Annotated in this window: 15 protein-coding genes, 1 tRNA gene and 1 pseudogene; 9 read left to right on the top strand and 8 right to left on the bottom strand. The window is 51.7% G+C overall.

Features of this window, described 5'->3' with window-relative positions; genetic code table 11:
- Positions 1-32: 32 nt before the first annotated feature.
- From ACRBCU_RS03250 to petA, 3 genes are read right to left on the bottom strand one after another with little or no spacing between them, the layout of a single operon-like run.
- Complete coding sequence (locus ACRBCU_RS03250) at positions 33-833, bottom strand: cytochrome c1 (protein WP_431363926.1); 801 nt, start codon at positions 831-833, stop codon at positions 33-35.
- Between the two features lie 16 nt (positions 834-849).
- Complete coding sequence (locus ACRBCU_RS03245; RefSeq protein WP_431363925.1) at positions 850-2,175, bottom strand: cytochrome b; 1,326 nt, start codon at positions 2,173-2,175, stop codon at positions 850-852.
- Between the two features lie 14 nt (positions 2,176-2,189).
- Positions 2,190-2,768, bottom strand: a complete 579-nt coding sequence (gene petA / locus ACRBCU_RS03240; RefSeq protein WP_431363924.1) for a ubiquinol-cytochrome c reductase iron-sulfur subunit — start codon at positions 2,766-2,768, stop codon at positions 2,190-2,192.
- A 247-nt stretch (positions 2,769-3,015) separates the two neighbouring features.
- Here petA and ACRBCU_RS03235 point away from each other — a divergent pair, with 247 nt between their 5' ends.
- On the top strand, positions 3,016-3,675 hold the full coding sequence (locus ACRBCU_RS03235) for an outer membrane protein (protein WP_431363923.1): 660 nt from the start codon (positions 3,016-3,018) through the stop codon (positions 3,673-3,675).
- Between the two features lie 43 nt (positions 3,676-3,718).
- Here ACRBCU_RS03235 and ACRBCU_RS03230 read toward each other — a convergent pair whose 3' ends face one another.
- From ACRBCU_RS03230 to dapF, 4 genes are all read right to left on the bottom strand, one after another.
- Positions 3,719-4,330: a glutathione S-transferase gene (locus tag ACRBCU_RS03230; protein WP_431363922.1), complete on the bottom strand. Its 612-nt coding sequence runs from the start codon at positions 4,328-4,330 to the stop codon at positions 3,719-3,721.
- Positions 4,331-4,352: 22 nt separating this feature from the next.
- Positions 4,353-4,982 (bottom strand): FMN-binding negative transcriptional regulator, encoded by a 630-nt coding sequence (locus ACRBCU_RS03225; RefSeq protein WP_431363921.1) that lies wholly within the window; start codon positions 4,980-4,982, stop codon positions 4,353-4,355.
- 83 nt (positions 4,983-5,065) lie between these two features.
- Positions 5,066-6,319: a tRNA (N(6)-L-threonylcarbamoyladenosine(37)-C(2))-methylthiotransferase MtaB gene (gene mtaB / locus ACRBCU_RS03220; RefSeq protein WP_431363920.1), complete on the bottom strand. Its 1,254-nt coding sequence runs from the start codon at positions 6,317-6,319 to the stop codon at positions 5,066-5,068.
- Positions 6,316-7,137, bottom strand: coding sequence for a diaminopimelate epimerase (dapF, locus tag ACRBCU_RS03215; RefSeq protein ID WP_431363919.1), 822 nt, complete (start codon positions 7,135-7,137; stop codon positions 6,316-6,318). The genes mtaB and dapF overlap by 4 nt, the downstream gene beginning before the upstream one ends.
- Before the next feature lie 106 nt (positions 7,138-7,243).
- Between dapF and ACRBCU_RS03210 the strand changes: the two genes are divergently transcribed.
- The 3 genes and pseudogenes from ACRBCU_RS03210 to ACRBCU_RS03200 all read left to right on the top strand — a co-directional run.
- Positions 7,244-7,319, top strand: a tRNA-Lys gene (locus ACRBCU_RS03210).
- A gap of 225 nt (positions 7,320-7,544) precedes the next feature.
- Entirely contained in the window at positions 7,545-7,838 is a 294-nt protein-coding gene (locus ACRBCU_RS03205) for a thermonuclease family protein (protein ID WP_431363918.1), read from the top strand.
- Between the two features lie 12 nt (positions 7,839-7,850).
- A pseudogene (locus ACRBCU_RS03200) lies at positions 7,851-8,150 on the top strand (thermonuclease family protein); the annotation flags it as partial.
- A gap of 264 nt (positions 8,151-8,414) precedes the next feature.
- On the opposite strand, the gene ACRBCU_RS03195 reads toward ACRBCU_RS03200, so the two are convergent.
- Complete coding sequence (locus tag ACRBCU_RS03195; RefSeq protein WP_431363917.1) at positions 8,415-10,625, bottom strand: hypothetical protein; 2,211 nt, start codon at positions 10,623-10,625, stop codon at positions 8,415-8,417.
- Between the two features lie 1,190 nt (positions 10,626-11,815).
- Here ACRBCU_RS03195 and ACRBCU_RS03190 point away from each other — a divergent pair.
- From ACRBCU_RS03190 to ACRBCU_RS03170, 5 genes are all read left to right on the top strand, one after another.
- Entirely contained in the window at positions 11,816-12,841 is a 1,026-nt protein-coding gene (locus ACRBCU_RS03190; protein WP_431363916.1) for a LacI family DNA-binding transcriptional regulator, read from the top strand.
- A gap of 124 nt (positions 12,842-12,965) precedes the next feature.
- A complete protein-coding gene (locus tag ACRBCU_RS03185; protein WP_431363915.1) occupies positions 12,966-14,246 on the top strand; it encodes an ABC transporter substrate-binding protein in 1,281 nt (426 codons plus the stop codon).
- Between the two features lie 179 nt (positions 14,247-14,425).
- On the top strand, positions 14,426-15,364 hold the full coding sequence (locus ACRBCU_RS03180) for a carbohydrate ABC transporter permease (RefSeq protein WP_431363914.1): 939 nt from the start codon (positions 14,426-14,428) through the stop codon (positions 15,362-15,364).
- A gap of 6 nt (positions 15,365-15,370) precedes the next feature.
- Positions 15,371-16,204, top strand: a complete 834-nt coding sequence (locus tag ACRBCU_RS03175; RefSeq protein ID WP_431363913.1) for a carbohydrate ABC transporter permease — start codon at positions 15,371-15,373, stop codon at positions 16,202-16,204.
- 23 nt (positions 16,205-16,227) lie between these two features.
- Positions 16,228-17,232 (top strand): ABC transporter ATP-binding protein, encoded by a 1,005-nt coding sequence (locus tag ACRBCU_RS03170; RefSeq protein WP_431363912.1) that lies wholly within the window; start codon positions 16,228-16,230, stop codon positions 17,230-17,232.
- Positions 17,233-17,253 lie beyond the last annotated feature (21 nt).

Here is a 17,253-nt window from a genome sequence, read left to right as displayed (position 1 = left end):
GGGTTTTCATTCTTTAAGCTAGATCGAAGGAATTAGTTTTCCTTACGACCCTTGCCCTTAACCGGTGCCCAGATTTTCTTGTTCGTGAGATAGAGCAGAACAGAAAGAACTGTCAGGAATAGAACAGAGACAAAACCAGCTTGCTTGCGCGCCATCATCTTAGGCTCGGCTGTCCACATCAAGAACGCGGAAACGTCCTCGGAAATGTGATGCAAGTCGTTTGAGTGATGATCTGCATATTCCACATCTTCACCCGCGAGAGGGGGTGCCATGGAAATCCAGCCACCTGGGAACGCAGTGTTTGCATAAAGCGTAACGCCTGCTTCCTCTTTCTCTTCACCTGTGTAGCCAAGCAGCAAGGACGCGATATAGTCAGGACCGCCCATGCCCTTCAGAAGCTGATTGATGCCTGTGCCGTAAGGACCGTGGAAGCCAGCACGCGCCTTTGCCATCATAGACAGATCGGGGGCGCCAGCGTCGGTGTTAGCAGGGAAATGATCAACAGGCTTTGCAGGGCGCGTATCTTCGAGATCTTCGTCGTAGACCTCAAAGTTTTGCTCTGCATAAGCACGCATTTGATCTTCTGACAGGTGCGGGCCGCCCTCATCCGCAAGTGTGCGGAAGGGAACGTACTGCAAACCGTGGCAGGCTGCGCAAACTTCGGTGTAAACCTGAAGACCGCGCTGCAATTGGTTTTGGTCGTACTTGCCGAACGGACCATCGAACGAAAAGTCGATGTTTTCGATGTGCTGTTCGTCGCCGCCTCCCGCCGCGAATGCGCCGGAAGTGAGGGTCAGTGCGGTGATTGCCGCGATGCTGAGTTTCTTAAACATTGTCCTCAGTCCTTTCTTATTCAGCCGCAGTCGTGTCGGACTTGCCATAGTGCGCGGCGAAGTCTTCTTCGATAGTTGCTGGAATTGGCAGAGGTTTCTCGATCACGCCCAGAAGCGGAAGGATAACCAAGAAGTATGCGAACCAATACGCAGAACCGATCAACGAGAAGGTTGCATAGGGTTCTTCTGCTGGCATTGCACCGAGCCACATCAAGAAGATGAAGTCGACAACCAGAATTGCAAACCACCACTTGAACATCGGACGGTAACGACCGGAACGAACCGAAGATGTATCGAGCCAAGGTGCCAGAGCCATCACAAGGATCGCACCGAACATCGCCAGAACACCGAAGAACTTCGCGTCAATGATGCCGCCAGTTACAAAGCTCGCGATCTGAACGACCCATACTTCGGATGTGAAGGCACGCAGGATCGCGTAGAACGGTAGGTAGTACCATTCAGGAACGATGTGAGCAGGTGTCACAAGCGCGTTTGCTTCAATGTAGTTATCTGGGTGGCCCAGATAGTTTGGCATAAAACCAACTACCGCAAAGAAGACGACCATAATCACTGCAAGAGCAAACAGGTCTTTCATCACGAAATAAGGCCAGAATGGCAGCGTGTCTTTCTTTACATCCTCTTTGGACGTGCGACGCACTTCAACACCCGTTGGGTTGTTGTTGCCTGTCGTGTGGAACGCCCAGATGTGCACCACAACCAACGCCGCGATGACGAATGGCAGCAGATAGTGCAGCGAGAAGAAACGGTTCAGCGTCGCGTTATCAACCGCTGGTCCGCCAAGGAGCCACTGCTGAAGACCTTCACCAATGAAAGGAATAGCGCCGAAGAGGCCTGTAATCACTGTCGCGCCCCAGAAGGACATTTGACCCCATGGAAGAACGTAACCAAGGAAACCAGTTGCCATCATCAAAAGATAGATGAGCATGCCGATGATCCATGTGATCTCGCGCGGTGCTTTGTACGAACCGTAGTATAGGCCACGGAAAATGTGAGCGTAGACCGCGATAAAGAACAGCGACGCGCCATTCATGTGCAAGTAGCGGATCATATGACCGCCATTCACGTTGCGCATGATGTGCTCGATAGAGGCGAACGCCATGTCAACATGAGGAGTGTAGTGCATCACAAGAACGATGCCAGTCACGATCTGCAACGCGAGGCAGAACGTCAGAATGATGCCCCAGATCCACATCCAGTTCAGGTTCTTGGGTGTGGGGATCATGATTGTGTTATAGAGCAAGCCAATCACGGGAAGGCGGGACTCAACCCACTTTTCGCCTTTGGTCTTTGGCTCGTAATGGTCGTGAGGAATTCCAGACATCTGTTATCTCTCCCTTAACCGAGTTTGATTGTTGAAGCGTCTTCGAAAGCCGCTGGTGGAACAGGGAGGTTCTCAGGCGCAGGGCCTTTGCGGATACGTCCGGACGTGTCGTAGTGCGAACCGTGGCATGGGCAGAACCAACCGTGGTATTCGCCAGCACCATCGCCAAGCGGAACACAGCCAAGGTGCGTACAAACGCCCATCATGACCAGCCATTCGCCCTCAAGTTCGCTCTCTGGCGGAACGAGGAAGCGGTTAGCGTCGGCACCGTCACCACCATTCGGCAAGTTTGCGTTACGCGCATCGTTGTCAATCAGCGTTGCCAGATCAACATCGTTTGCTTCTGCGATTTCTTCGGCTGTACGGCGGCGGATAAAGACCGGCTTGCCGAGCCATTTAACTGTCAACTGCGTACCTGGCTCAATGTCACCAACATCAACCCGGATCGAAGACAGCGCTTTCACGTCTGCGGATGGGTTCATTTGATTAACTAGGGGCCAAACGGCAGCACCTGCTGTTACTGCGCCAGCACCTGCTGTCGCGTAGTAGAGGAAATCCCTACGGGTGCCTTCGTGGTCGTCTGCGTGGGACACGAGGTATTCTCCATATCTGGGCCGCAAAACGTGCTTTAAGCGGCAAATACGCGTCAGGCCGCAGGAATCCCTACAGCCGGTTCGATGCGGTATTAGCGTCACCAAACGCCCCCGTCCAGCAAGCAAAGCGAAGGAATGTAATTAGCGCCGATGTGTCGCGGTTGTGATGCAACGCTTGTCTGCATATATCGCGCTTGAGAACGCTTCGCCTTGGCGGTAACTGTTTAGTGTAGAACTTGGAGCTCTTATGCGTAAAATCTCATCCCTTTTGGCAGCATTTGCCCTCGCAATCGCGTCCCAGCCCGCAGCGGCAGAGATGGAGCTAAGCATTTACGGCGGTTCACAAAGTTCACCGCACAGCCGTGTATCTGGTGCATTCCCAGGCACAGGCGCAAAATACAACGCGTTGATCGGATGGGAAGGAAAGAGCCTATCTTCCCCACCCTATTACGGCGCGCGCGCAACTTGGTGGCGCCGTCCTGATCTTGGTTATGGAATCGAACTGACCCATGCGAAAGTCTATGCGCCTGCGGCTGAACGTACGCCAATTGGCTTCAACCGTATGGAGTTTTCTGACGGCCATAACATCCTGACGTTCAACGTGATGAAACGATGGAATAACCGTTTTGGCCCATTCACACCTTATGTCGGTGCAGGTGTTGGTATTGCGCTTCCCCACGTTGATGTAACGTCCGCCAACGGATTCAAGTCCTTTGGCTATCAAGTTACCGGACCTGCCGCGCGCCTGACCGCTGGCGCAAAGTACGACCTCTCGGATAGTTGGGCAGTGTTTGGAGAATACCAATTTACGTATTCATCAAACAAAGCCAAATTGCCTGCGGGTGGCAGTTTGAACACAAATATCATCACCAATGCGATCAACGTTGGCGTTAGCTTTAGCTTCTAAAGCTCAACCCTACCGAAAATTGCTCGCAAACCCCAAACTTGGTCTAGGCGGGCGGCATGCTCGCCTGCATCGATGGGCGTTGGCTAAAGGTTTCAAACCACGCAGCCAGCGCATCATTTCCTTTTCGCCAGTTGCGCGCATCATGGCGGAAATCAAGATACCCCAGCGCGCAAGCGACTGAAATCTGCCCCATGTCGAGCGGTCCAGCCAAATGGCTCATCCAGCGGGAATTCAGCACAGAGCAAGTTCGTTTGATCTTGTCCCATTGTGCGTCGGTCCATTCGCTCATCTGCATATCGTTAGATCGCAAGCGCCCCTCATAGGTGATGAGCAAAGCCGCATCCATGATACCATCGCCAGTCGCCTCTAACGTCAGGGTCTCCCATCGACGATTGCCGCTGGTGGGATAGAGCCTATCACCCGCGCGCGCGTCTAGAAACGCACAAATCACGCGGCTATCGTAGATCGCTGGCCCTTCATCGCGCTCAAGCGCAGGCAGCTTACCAATTGGGTTCTTTTGAACGGTATCAGTGTTTGGCGCGAGGGGTGTGCCCGAGCCATCTACCATTTCAATGTCATCAAGTTGATCCGTTTCAATCAGCAAAACTTTGACTTTGCGTGCATAAGGCGAAGCGGGGGAGAATGCGAGCTTCATGGGGAACCCTTCCTAAGGTGCTTTAAGAGTTTGTGGGTGGTTTTTGCATCCAAGCGGCAAGTGTTTGTATTTCTGACCCAATGCCATGATCTGCGACTTCTTGAGCAGCAGCAAGGCGGGCGTCTTCTGTTTTGTTTTGACCGAGCTTCCACGTGCTTTGCATGTCTTCGATATGCAAACGCACAGGCACAATGGCGCGCATCATTTTCTCCAGAACGTCTGGCGTCATCTTCGCAGTGGTCCAAGGCGGTTTGGGCATGAGGCGTCGCTCAAACATCGCGGATTGGCGATCTAGGAGATCGCGCAGGGTGTTGGCGGGCTGCAATTCCAACCTGCCTGTAAAATGTACCGCAATATAGTTCCAAGTAGGGACCTGATCATCAATCCCATACCAATCAGGCGAAATATAACTGTCCGCCCCAGTGACCGCGAGTTTGACGTTGCTCGGCCCATCTCGCAGCGCACGCGCGATCGGGTTTGAGCGCACCAAGTGCAAATCGGCCTGATTGGCCTCTTCGTTCAAAAGGAAAGGCACATGCGCAAGCAAAGGGACGGGATCCGCGTTCATTGCAAGGGTCCCGAAGCTACGTTCGCTTGTGAACGCGAGGCTTGCTTTGGTATCAGCATTTCTGAAAGTGGGGTTCGGGTGCATTTGTCTCGCCAGTGGTTTCTAGGAGGCACCAAAAGTCTTACGGAAGACTTTTGCAATTCTTTTTGCAAAAAGAATTGTACCCCTCAGGCGGTCAGCTGTGTACCTTTTGCACCGTTGATCGGCGCAGTCACGATCTGTCCCTCGACTTGATCGCTCCCGAATGTCACCTCAGTAAACTGCTCTGTGCGGCCCATGCGCGCGTTTTCCATCAGAATATGATGGGTCTTCCCGATTTGCGCTGCAAGATGCGCACTGACTTGCGCCTCACCTGCGCTGCGAAGCCGTGCCGCGCGCTCCTTAATCACCTTTCCGTTCACCGCAGGCATACGCGCCGCGGGCGTGCCATTGCGAGGTGAATAAGGGAAGACATGCAACCACGTTAGATCACAGTCACTCACTAGCTTGAGCGAATTCTCGAACATCGTTTCTGTTTCCGTCGGAAAGCCTGCGATGATGTCCGCTCCATACGTCATATCTGGGCGCAAGCGTTTGGCTTCCTCGCAAAACGCGATTGCGTCATCGCGCAAGTGACGTCGTTTCATGCGCTTAAGGATCATGTCATCACCCGCTTGCAGGCTCAGATGCAAATGAGGCATCAAACGTGGCTCAGTCGCGATGGCTTGCATCAAGTTCTCATCGACTTCGATCGAATCGATCGAGCTAATCCTCAGTCGTGGCAAATCCGGAACCAATTTGAGGATTCGCATCACCAAGTCACCAAGCTTTGGTTCGGCAGGCAGATCAGCACCCCATGACGTAAGATCGACGCCTGTCAGCACAACCTCGTTATAGCCTTTGCCAACCAAACGTTTGATTTGCTCAACCACCACACCGGCAGGGACCGAGCGCGAATTTCCGCGACCAAATGGAATGATGCAAAACGTGCAACGATGATCACATCCATTCTGAACCTGAACGTAAGCGCGGCTACGTGTTCCGAATCCGTCGATCAAATGTCCAGCGGTTTCGGTGACTGACATAATGTCGTCCACTTGGACGGCTTCGGTTTCGCCGATGAAATCTGCCGCAAGCCCCTGCCACGTATAGGCCTGCATTTTCTCGGTATTGCCAATGACCGCATCGACCTCCGCCATCGCAGAAAATGTCTGTGGCTCTGTCTGAGCGGCGCAGCCTGTCACAATAAGGCGCGCATCTGGGTTTTCACGGCGGAGCTTGCGAATCTCTTGGCGCGCTTTGCGCACTGCCTCTGCTGTCACAGCGCATGTGTTCACAATAACCGCGTTTTCAAGACCTGCCGCGCCCGACAGTTCCTTCATCGCTTCAGTCTCATAAGCGTTCAGCCGACAGCCAAGTGTGGTAAACTTTGGCGCACTCATCTTGCGCCCCGCCATTGCCCGTCAAACATATGCGCCCATGCACCAGTCATGTGGACACCGTTTTCCAGTATTTTGATCTGAATTTCGCCACCGTCCAATTCTAGGGTCGCGACAGTGCCAATCAACCCACGACGCGAAGCGGCAACTGCGACCGCACATGACGATGATCCCGATGCTAGCGTAATGCCAACGCCGCGTTCCCAAACGCGCATTCTAATGCGGTCAGGCGCCAACACCTGCGCAACCTGCACATTCGTACGTTCAGGGAAAAGAGGATGATGCTCGATCAAAGGGCCGAATGTTTCCAAATCAACGCTCGCAACATCGTTCACAAAAAAGGTGCAGTGGGGGTTGCCCATCCCAGTCGCGACAGGATCGCCTTCTATCGGTAGGTGAAGCGTGTCGACATCCTGCGCCAGCGGAACCTCTCTCCAATGCAAAAAGGGCTGACCCATGTTCACTTCAATTTTGCCGCCGCCTGCATCCGTTGCCTGCAAAACACCGCGTTCCGTGCGGATGCTCAAAGTCACATTGCCGGTGCGCGCCAATTCCCACCCAGCGATGCAGCGAGTGGCATTACCGCACGCGCCAGCGATGCTGCCATCGGCATTCCAGAAAATCAGTTCCATGTCTTCTGTCGCATGGTTGCGAATCGCGACCAGCTGATCGTACCCGACTCCACAATGGCGATCTGCCATAGCAATCACCAAAGCATGCGTCACCAACGGACCATGCGCGCGTTCGTCAAAAACAACGAAGTCGTTGCCCAATCCATGCATCTTCATGAACGGCAATGTATTTACAGCTTTTTCCACCATAACGGGCCATATAGAGACGCACGCGAAATGAATCCAGACATTGTGCACAATTACATGATTTTCGGGGTTGACCAGATCGCCCACTCTTTCTAGATACGCGCTCAGTGGGCCGTTAGCTCAGTTGGTAGAGCAACTGACTTTTAATCAGTAGGTCGATGGTTCGAACCCATCACGGCTCACCACTTTCTTTTTTGATATCAACTATTTACATTTTTTTCGTAAATATCGATTTGGCGACTTGTCAGCGCCGGAAGCTATACGGAAGCAACGTGCAAGACATTTTCAGGGTCACGTAAGGGATACAGTTGATTCTATCGTAAACCGCGCTGGAACCACGGTGACATCCTAAGTTTGCGTTTCACGCAAACGGTTCTACATTAACCAGCATTTGATGAAGGTGCTGATTTTTGGAAACCCTTGTAGTTCTCTTGATACTTCTATTCGTCGCGGTTTTGATTTTCATAAGTAACCGTAGTCCAAAAGATCCGTCTCGACGCGCAAACCTTCAGCAGCAAAAACCGCCTGTCAGAAATCGATATATTTCGTCTCCTAAGCCATTTGAGCACAAGAGCGCCGCGCCGGTTTCAAAGAATACAGAAGTGGTTGGCGCGGCCTTTGTGGTCGACGGTGATACCATCGTTATCAAAAAGACGCAGATTCGCTTGTTTGGAATCGATGCACCGGAACTTGAACACCCGTAAGGCAAGAAGGCAAAATGGGCGATGGTCAAGCTCTGCAAAGGGCAAAAGGTTCGAGCGGTGTTAACCGAAAAAGATGCTTATGATCGTACTGTCGCCAAATGCTATTTGCCAGATGGTCGTAACCTTTCTGCTGAAATGGTAAAGATCGGCTTGGCGATTGATTGGCCCAAGTTCTCTGGGGGAATTTATCGAGCGTTGGAGACGCCTGACGCACGTAAGAAGCTATGGTTGGCTACAGCGCGTCAGCAGGGACGCATGCACGTTTGGGAGCAGTTTGAGGCAAGGCGCAAAGCAGGTCCTAAGGGCGGTTAATTCGGCCCAAACTTGACCTTCATCTGCCCTCACATCAAGCGCCGCATTGCGGCCTCACCACAGCTGCCATTCGCAGCAGGTGCGCGAGTTCAGTAGTGTTTGAGTTTGGCATTGCGGACTTTTCAAGGAGCAGGCCGTAACAGGATGCACTCCTAATTTGGGGAATTGTAAAAATTGAGTGAAATAGAGAAAAATGTCGCAAAAAATGGAAACGATGTTGGTTGGCACATCATCTCTATAGTTGGCAGGATCTCGTCTTATAGACTAAAAGATGAAATCGGCGTTGTTGAGATCCTCAAATTTCACGTTCAATAGCGTGATCGTCAGATTGTCACCATCATCAATTACCACATCATTGCCTATCTGCCGCATGTGATTAGTGTTCAGGTCAGCAAAATCTGTTATTTGCAGGACTGCTGCTAAGTCGATGTCTTCCTTACTATTAGTCGCGTCATAATCCTCAATCGTGTCGTTGCCGTCTCCACTATTGAAGATGAAATCATCAGAGCCGCTACCGCCTTTTAGCCAATCGTCGCCTTTGCTTCCCTTTAGCCAATCCCGGCCACTGCCACCATAGAGAGAGTCGTCTCCAGTGCCACCTGTCAAGTCATCGCGGTCGGTTTTGCCGTAAAGCGCGTCGTTGGACTTGCCGCCAAATAAGATGTCCTTGCCTTTTCCGCCTTTCAGAATATCTGCACCTTTGCCGCCAACAAGGCTGTCCTCTCCGGCGCTTCCTATAAGAGTGTCTCGGCCCTTCCCGCCAAAAGCCGTATCATTCCCCAACCCTGACGAAACGAAATCTGCACCAGACGTTACGCTCTCGCCATCTAAATCAATGAAATTGCTGTCGATCAGATCATCACCGCTAGAGCCGTCAATGATAGTAAGGGTTATTGGATCTGTTTCTGGCGCGTGTTGCACAACAGTTTCTTCGAAAAGTGTGTCAAAAATGGAAACAGACACTCCGACAACTTTGCCAACATGCTCTGGCAACAACAGGAACGTTGGATTCGTGGTCGTGTCGATAATTTCGCCATCAAGCGTCCAAATGTAAGTGAGATTGATCGTATTATCAGAACTGACGCCTTCAACCTCAACCGTAAGCAATTCACCCGTTTTTAGATCACCCGATAGCGTTACACCTACGTCTTCTGCATGAATGGGTTGAAAGGTCCGAGAATAGATTCCTTCACTGCCAGGATCGTCTTGAGTAGAGTGCCAAGTAATCACCCAGCCCCCATTATCGATCGCTGCTATTTTCTGATCTTGTTGGCTGCGTTTGGTGTATTCATTGACGCGCACTTCATCACCCAATGGCATCCCAAATGAGTTGAACAACTGCATGTAGATCCCATCATCGGATCCATCTTGGTCTTCCGACACCCAAGTAATCACCCAACCACCCGTGGTAAGTGCGGTGATTTCGGGTTCGAATTGATCATCCAGCGTATACGTGTTGACCTGTCTTTCAGAACCGCGTTTCGTGCCATCAGCGTTAAAGGCTTGGGCAAAAATACCGTTATCGCTGCCATCTTGCTTAAACGAATTCCACGTGACGACCCATCCTCCGTCGACGAGAGCGGTGATTTTCGCCAACTGTTGAGAGGCGTCGGTATAAGTGTTCACTTGGATTTCACCGCCGCGCTCTGTTCCGTCTGAGTTATAAGCTTGCGCAGAAACACCTCGACTTTCACCGCCTTGATCGCGAGCACGCCAAATAATGACCCAGCCTCCGTCAACCAAGGCAACTATTTCTGATAAATCTTGTTCGCCCGCCGTTGTTGTGTTCACCAGCGTTTCTACGCCTTGGGCGGTGCCATCGGCATTATAGGCTTGCGAATATACCCCCCAAGAATCTCCATCTTGATCGCGCGAAGTCCAGGTTATGACCCAACCACCGTCGCTTAAGGCCGCAATCTTCTGAGAGTATCGAGATTCGTCAGCGCTCGTGTTAACTTGAACTTCACCCGCCAAAGTTGTGCCATCAGCGTTATAGGCCTGTGAAAAAATCCAGTATTTGTGACCTGCATTTGTTGTAGTGCCCCAAGTGACGACCCACCCGCCATTTGCTAACGAGACTATTTCGGCATCCCTCTGAAAGCCTAACGTGGATGTGTTAACTTGTGTTTCCACGCCTTGCGCCGTGCCGTCCGCATTAAAGGCTTGTGTGTAAACGCCATATCCGCTTCCGTCTTGAAGATAAGACTCCCACGTAATAACCCAACCTCCATCACTTAAACCGGTAACTTGAGGGTCCGCCTGAATACTATTTGTATAAGTATTAACTTGCGTCTCGACACCTCGAGCCGATCCATCTGGATTATAAGCCTGCGCAAATATACCTACGGCATCCCCGTCCTGCCCATAAGACTCCCAGACAATGACCCACCCCCCGTCGCTAAGAGTCGTAATTTGGGGGTCAACTTGGCTTCCAAGTACATAGGTATTTACTTGAGTCTCTAATCTCGACCGCATTGTTAATTCGCTCTAAATTTTAAACTACACGATGGTAAATGTTGAAATTCCATAACAAATGTCAAAAAAACTTTAGTATTTTTAAGGCACTCCATCAAGTTGATTTCCCTATAGAAAAAATGACCGCACTTTTTCGACCTGTTTGCATCCTAACTAAGTTGGATCATGTCTTCAATTTCAAGCTTCTAATCTCTTGGGTTTCATTCGTTTTAAGATACCTCGTCTGGAGGCAAGATCCCGTGTGTTGAGTGGGGTCGCTCAGAGCACTAGTAAGCCAACCAGTTGATGATACCGATCTTGGCCTCTGAGCCTTTCTCCAAAGCCTGCAGGTAGACGCAATCAGACTTTAGGACGCTCGATTATCGGATGATCGATCCTACAGCCTAAAGTATGCGTTATTGGGCTGACCCTGATTTGAGGCCGGGCTCCTGTGAAGATCACAGGAAGTCTGTGAGCAAAGGAGAAAGATGATGGAGTATTTTGCCGAACTGGACGTGTCGCTGCGGTCATGTGCTGTGTCTTGTAGATACCAAGGCGCGATTATTCTGGAGTGCGGGTTGGCATGTGATGTCTAGAGATCAAGAGTTGCTTAAACGGCTTCGTTCATCCAGTAGTTCGGATCGGCTTTGGAGCCGGCACGATGAACCAACATCTGTTCTGTGGATCTACCAACAATGGTTTCGACGTTGTCTGAATGGAAACCCGTCAGGTCAGCGCCGCACTATCAGCGATGCGCAACAAGACACGTAAAAACGGGACTGTTGCGCACATGTGCGATGCGGGCGACAAATAGATACTCCACCCTCTTACTTGATCGCCTTCGGGTCAGAATTCCTTGCCAGTTGGATTGCCACCTGAATTTGGCACTGAGATTTGAACTTCGAACAGTCGACCAAACGCCACCTAGTTCGTTTTTGAACAATCACGTTTGCCCCCAAAAGCACGCGATTTTGGCAGGCAAACAAGCAATTCATCGCCGTTTGCGCTAGGCACAGGGCCTTTTGGCTTTGCTAACGGTAACAAGAAAAGGGTTTTGTCGATGCCGGCCGGCAAATATTGCAGATTTCGTAATTTTGGGCTCAAATACTTAACGACTGTCAATTTTAAAATTTACACGCGCTAAATATGGGTTGGTAAAGTGCGGCTATTGGCATAAGGTCGAGTGAGGTTGTCAGCGATAGGTAAGAAAGATGAGCGAACGTAAAATTCAGACAATGGAGGGCTTTGCAGCTGCGAGCGGCATCTCGCGACCTACCGTTTCGAAGTTCTTCAACGACCCCGAAAGTGTGCGTGCCTCAACCCGCGAGCGGATCGAGGCTGCGTTGGAAAAGTATAACTATACGCCGAACCTTTTTGCGGTAAATCAGAACCGGCGGAAGACCAAGAACATCGGAATTATCGTACCGTATCTTGCTGATCCGTTTTTTGCGGAAATGGCGCGCCAGATTGAGCGGCGCTGTATCAATGCGGGTTACTGGCCGATTTTGTTCAGCTCACATGGACAACGTGAAATGGAAATAAAAGCGCTTGAAACACTGCTTTCGTTCAAGCCCGCTGGTGCCTTGGTTGCGCCACTTGGTCGGGTGTCTGATCTCGAAGCGCTCCAAAGATTTACAGATGAAGTGCCGACAGTTACGTTCGACAGCAACCAACAGATCGGCGAAGCATTTGTTGGATCGAATAACCAACAAAGTATAATGTTAATAGTGGATTACCTGTGTCGAACGGGCGAGCCACCTTGCTTTTTTGAGATGCCCCCAGTCAATCCAAACGCAATCAAGCGCCGCAAGGCCTATATATCAGCGATGGAGCAACTCGGGCATACGCCTGAGATCATTCGTGTTGGCGGGCAATCGTGGGAGTTCGAGCATATTGGCCTTTCCGAGGGCAAGCGCCTGATCACCGAAGGTAAGCTACCAACAAATACCGTGCTTTGCAGCAATGATCGGATTGCGATTGGGTTCCTTGCCGCCGCCTATCAAATGGGCCTTCGCGTGGGCGCGGGGCCAATGTGCGCTATGCGAATTGCCGGGCATGACGATCATCCCTGGGCGCAGTTCACTTGCCCGCCGCTTACGACTGTAGGTCAGGACTATTCTGCAATTGTGGATGGCAGCGTTGAGAGGCTTTTTGAGATAGTTACCTCTGGTCCAAAAAACGAATCGCGGGAAGAAAAGCTATTTGACGGCAAGCTCGTACTCCGCGCCTCGGCGTGAATCGGTATTGGCAAGTGATTGTTAACGCTAACATTCGATCATAAACTTTACGCGCGCAAAGAAATCTGTTGACTTGATTACCTACCGCCGCATACGTTTTGCAGGTGTAAATGGGAGGACACTAATGTCTATTAAGAAAACACTGCTGACCGGTGCGGTCAGCCTAGGCCTCGTTGCTGGAATGGCATCTGCGGATGAACTCACGATCGCGATCGTGAACAACGGCCATATGATCAACATGCAGAAAGTTGCTGAAGCCTACACAGCAGAAACCGGCGTTAAGCTGAACTGGGTTTCTCTGGAAGAAGGCGTTCTGCGCGAGCAGGTTACGTCCGACACAGCCACTGGTGGCGGTCAGTACGACGTTATCAACATCGGCATGCAGGAAGCTCCAATCTGGGGTGCAGCAGGCTGGATCGAGCCACTTGAGTTCGGCGCAGACTATGACGCGGACGACATTCTGCCAGCAATCCGCGCAGGTTTGTCCCACGAGGGCACAATGTACGCGGCACCGTTCTACGGTGAAAGCTCCATGGTCATGTACCGCAAGGACCTGACGGATGCAGCAGGCGTTACAATCGCCGACAACGACAGCTGGGACAACGTAAAAGCAGCAGCAGCTGCAATGCACAACCCAGATGCAGGCGTTTATGGCGCATGCCTTCGCGGCAAGCCAGGCTGGGGCGACAACATGGCGTTCGTCACTACGGTGGTTAACTCCTTCGGTGGCGCATGGTTCGACGCAGACTTCAAACCAACCATCAACTCTGACGAGTGGAAAGCGGCGATCAACTTCTATGTAGATCTGCTGGGCAACTACGGCCCTCCCGGCTCTGAAGGTAACTCCTTCAACGAGATCCTCGCGCTTTACAACGAAGGCAAGTGCGGCATGTGGATCGACGCGACTATCGCTGCATCCTTCTTGGAAGTTGACGGTGTTGCATACGCTCAGTCACCAAATGCGGGCAACCCAGTCGGTGCGAACTGGCTCTGGGCATGGGCAATGGCTGTACCAGCAGGCACAGAGAATGCTGATCAAGCAAAAGCATTCATCGAATGGGCGACATCCAAAGAATACGTCCAAGCTGTTGGCAACCACGCAGACTTTGGTTGGGCGAAAGTTCCAACAGGCCAGCGTGCTTCCACATACGCTCTGCCAGAGTTCCAAGCGGTTGCAGGTTTCGCAGCAGCTGAGATGGCAGCGATCGAATCTGCCGCTCCTGAAGCAACAGACCTGAAGCCATACGTCGGTGTTCAGTTCGCAGCGATCCCTGAATTCCCAGAAGTTGGTTCTGCGGTAGCTCAGGAAATCGCAGCTGCACTCTCAGGTGCGAAGTCGGTTGACGAAGCTTTGGAAGCATCACAGGCCGCTGCTGAAGCGATCATGACAGAAGCAGGCTACTAAGTCTCTTTTAGGAAGGCCCTAACTGGGCCTTCCACGCCACCCAAATTTCTTTTCGATGACTGTTGTTTCCCATTCTGTTTGGTTTGATAGAACCGAATTGGTGACAATCCATCACCCGAATAAACTTCAACCTTTAACTATGCAGAGCGTTTCTGGCGTTTTGCGGGGACGGTAGAGCTATGTCTAACAGAACACTCCCACGTCTGCTCCAAACACCGGCGGTTTTGATGTTGCTTGTGTGGATGCTTATTCCGCTTGGAATGACCTTATTCTTCTCATTCATCCGCTATGTGCTGAACAATTTGCGGCACCCGGAATGGACCTCCCCTAGCATTGAAAACTGGCGCGGCTTTGGAAACTACGAATTCGTTTTGAACAACAAGGACTTTTGGTTCGCGGTTCAAAATTCGCTCTTTATCGTGTGTTCCATCCTATTTCTTACGGTTGCCTTGGGCATTTTGATCGCGGTGTTGATCAACAAGGCCTTCCCGGGGCAAGGCATCGTGCGGGTTCTATTGATTTCACCCTTCTTTGTAATGCCAGCGGTGAACGCAGTTCTTTGGATCAACATGATCCTCGATCCGGTGCTTGGTTTGCAGGGTCTTGCGGTTGCGGGCATCAATGATTTGGTTTCGGCTTTGCAGGATGCGCCGCTCGTAGGGTGGTTCTTTTCCCTCTGGCCTCAGTTAGAACCGATCTCGTTCCGTGCCACGCAAACCTCTGCATATGCGGTGATCATCATGGTTACGTGGCAGTGGACCCCCTTCGCAGTTTTGATCTTCATGACGTCGCTGCAATCGGAAGACCAGCAGCAGAAAGAGGCCGCCATTCTTGATGGTGCCAGCACTTGGTCGCAGTTCCGCTTTTTGACACTGCCGCACCTTGGACGGCCTATCGCGATTGTTGTGATGATCCAGGCGATTTTCCACCTCTCGCTTTATGCAGAGATCGAAATCGTAAGCCGAGGTAACGGCAACAAGAACCTTCCGTATCTGATCGGTGAGTTCGCCAACAACAACATCGGTGCTGCGAGTGCCACAGGTATCTTCGCAGTCATTCTTGCCAACATCGTCGCCATCTTCCTATTGCGGATGATCGGCAAGACACTAATGGAGTAATTTGAGATGGCTATCGTTGCACAACAATCTCGCTTCGGCACATATGGTCGCCCAGTATTGGCCTGGATCGTCGCGCTACTCTTCTTCTTCCCGATTTTCTGGATGGTTCTGACCTCCTTCAAGACGGACGCAGATGCGGTGAAACCCGAGTTCCTGTTCTTCTTCACGCCAACGCTGGAAAACTATGCGAACATGACCGAGAACTATGACTACTGGCGCTTTGCCACCAATTCGGTCATCACGTCGGTCTTCGCCACAATCTTCACGCTGGTCGTCGGTATTCCTGCTGCCTATGCCATGGCTTTCAATCCAAGCCGTGCCACTAAGGACGTGCTGATGTGGATGCTCTCAACCAAGATGTTGCCAGCAGCGGGTGTTTTGTACCCGATGACCTTCCTCACCAAGAGCATGGGCCTGTTTGACACGCATTTCTTGGTGATCATCGTTCTTAGCCTGATCAACCTGCCGATCGTGATCTGGATGCTCTTTACCTACTTCAAGGAGATCCCCAAAGACATCATCGAAGCGGGTCAAATGGATGGGGTCAGCACTTGGGGCGAGGTCAAGGAAATCCTTGTGCCGCTGGCTTGGGGTGGAATTGCGTCTACTGCGCTGCTTTGCTTCATTTTCTGCTGGAACGAAGCTTACTGGACGGTCCGATTGACCACGACTGATGCGGCCACACTGTCCAAACTCATCGAAGGTAACCGTGCCCCAGAAGGTCTCTTCTTCGGTCGCCTCTCCGCTGTCTCGGCTGCTGCCGTTGGCCCAATCGTGGTGCTGGGATGGTTCTGTCAAAAACAACTGGTCCAAGGTCTAACCTTCGGCGCCGTCAAATAACCTAGAGAGATAGGATTAAGAACATGGGACGCATTGTACTTGAGAATGTCACCAAGAAGTTTGGCGAAACCGAGGTTATTCCTCCGCTGAACCTCGCAATTGAAGACGGTGAATTTGCTGTCTTCGTAGGCCCCTCTGGCTGCGGAAAATCCACTCTGTTGCGTTTGATCGCGGGTCTGGAAGACACCACTTCTGGTCAGATCAAGATCGACGGTCAAGACGTGACCGAAGTCTCCCCGTCCAAGCGCGGTTTGGCGATGGTGTTTCAGTCATATGCGCTTTACCCTCATATGACCGTACGCAAGAACATCGCCTTCCCGATGCGGATGGCGGGTGTTCCCGAAGAGGAGCAAAACGCAAAGATCGAAGCGGCAGCGAAATCGCTGAACCTCACCGACTATCTGGACCGTAAGCCCGGTCAATTGTCTGGTGGTCAACGTCAGCGTGTCGCCATTGGACGCGCGATTGTCCGTGATCCCTCAGCTTTCTTGTTCGACGAACCTCTGTCCAATCTTGACGCAGCTTTGCGCGTCGGCATGCGTCTGGAAATCTCCGAGATGCACGCTCGTATGAACACGACGATGATCTACGTGACCCACGATCAGGTTGAAGCTATGACAATGGCCGACAAGATTGTTGTGCTTCAGGCTGGTGTCATTGAGCAGGTTGGTAGCCCGCTTGAGCTATACCACGCGCCGCGCAATAAATTCGTTGCCGGCTTTATCGGCTCGCCAACAATGAATCTGATTGAGGGCGCTGAGGCTGCAAAGCATGACGCAACAACAATTGGTATTCGCCCAGAGCACCTTTCTATTTCGACAACCGAAGGTACTTGGAAAGGGCGGGTTGGCGTCGCGGAACATCTTGGATCGGATACATTCATCCACGTGCACGACACAGGTCTTATGGACATGATGACGGTTCGCATTTCTGGCGACATCGAAGCCAAGCATGGGGACACGATCTACCTCACTCCTGAAGCGGACAAGATGCACCGTTTTGATGCTCAGGGGCTGCGCATTGCATAACGCTGTGAGTGTTTTGCCGCT

It is taken from the genome of Planktotalea sp. (assembly GCF_050633725.1).
Classification (GTDB): Bacteria; Pseudomonadota; Alphaproteobacteria; order Rhodobacterales; family Rhodobacteraceae; genus Planktotalea.
This window is presented reverse-complemented; position numbering and strand designations above follow the sequence as displayed.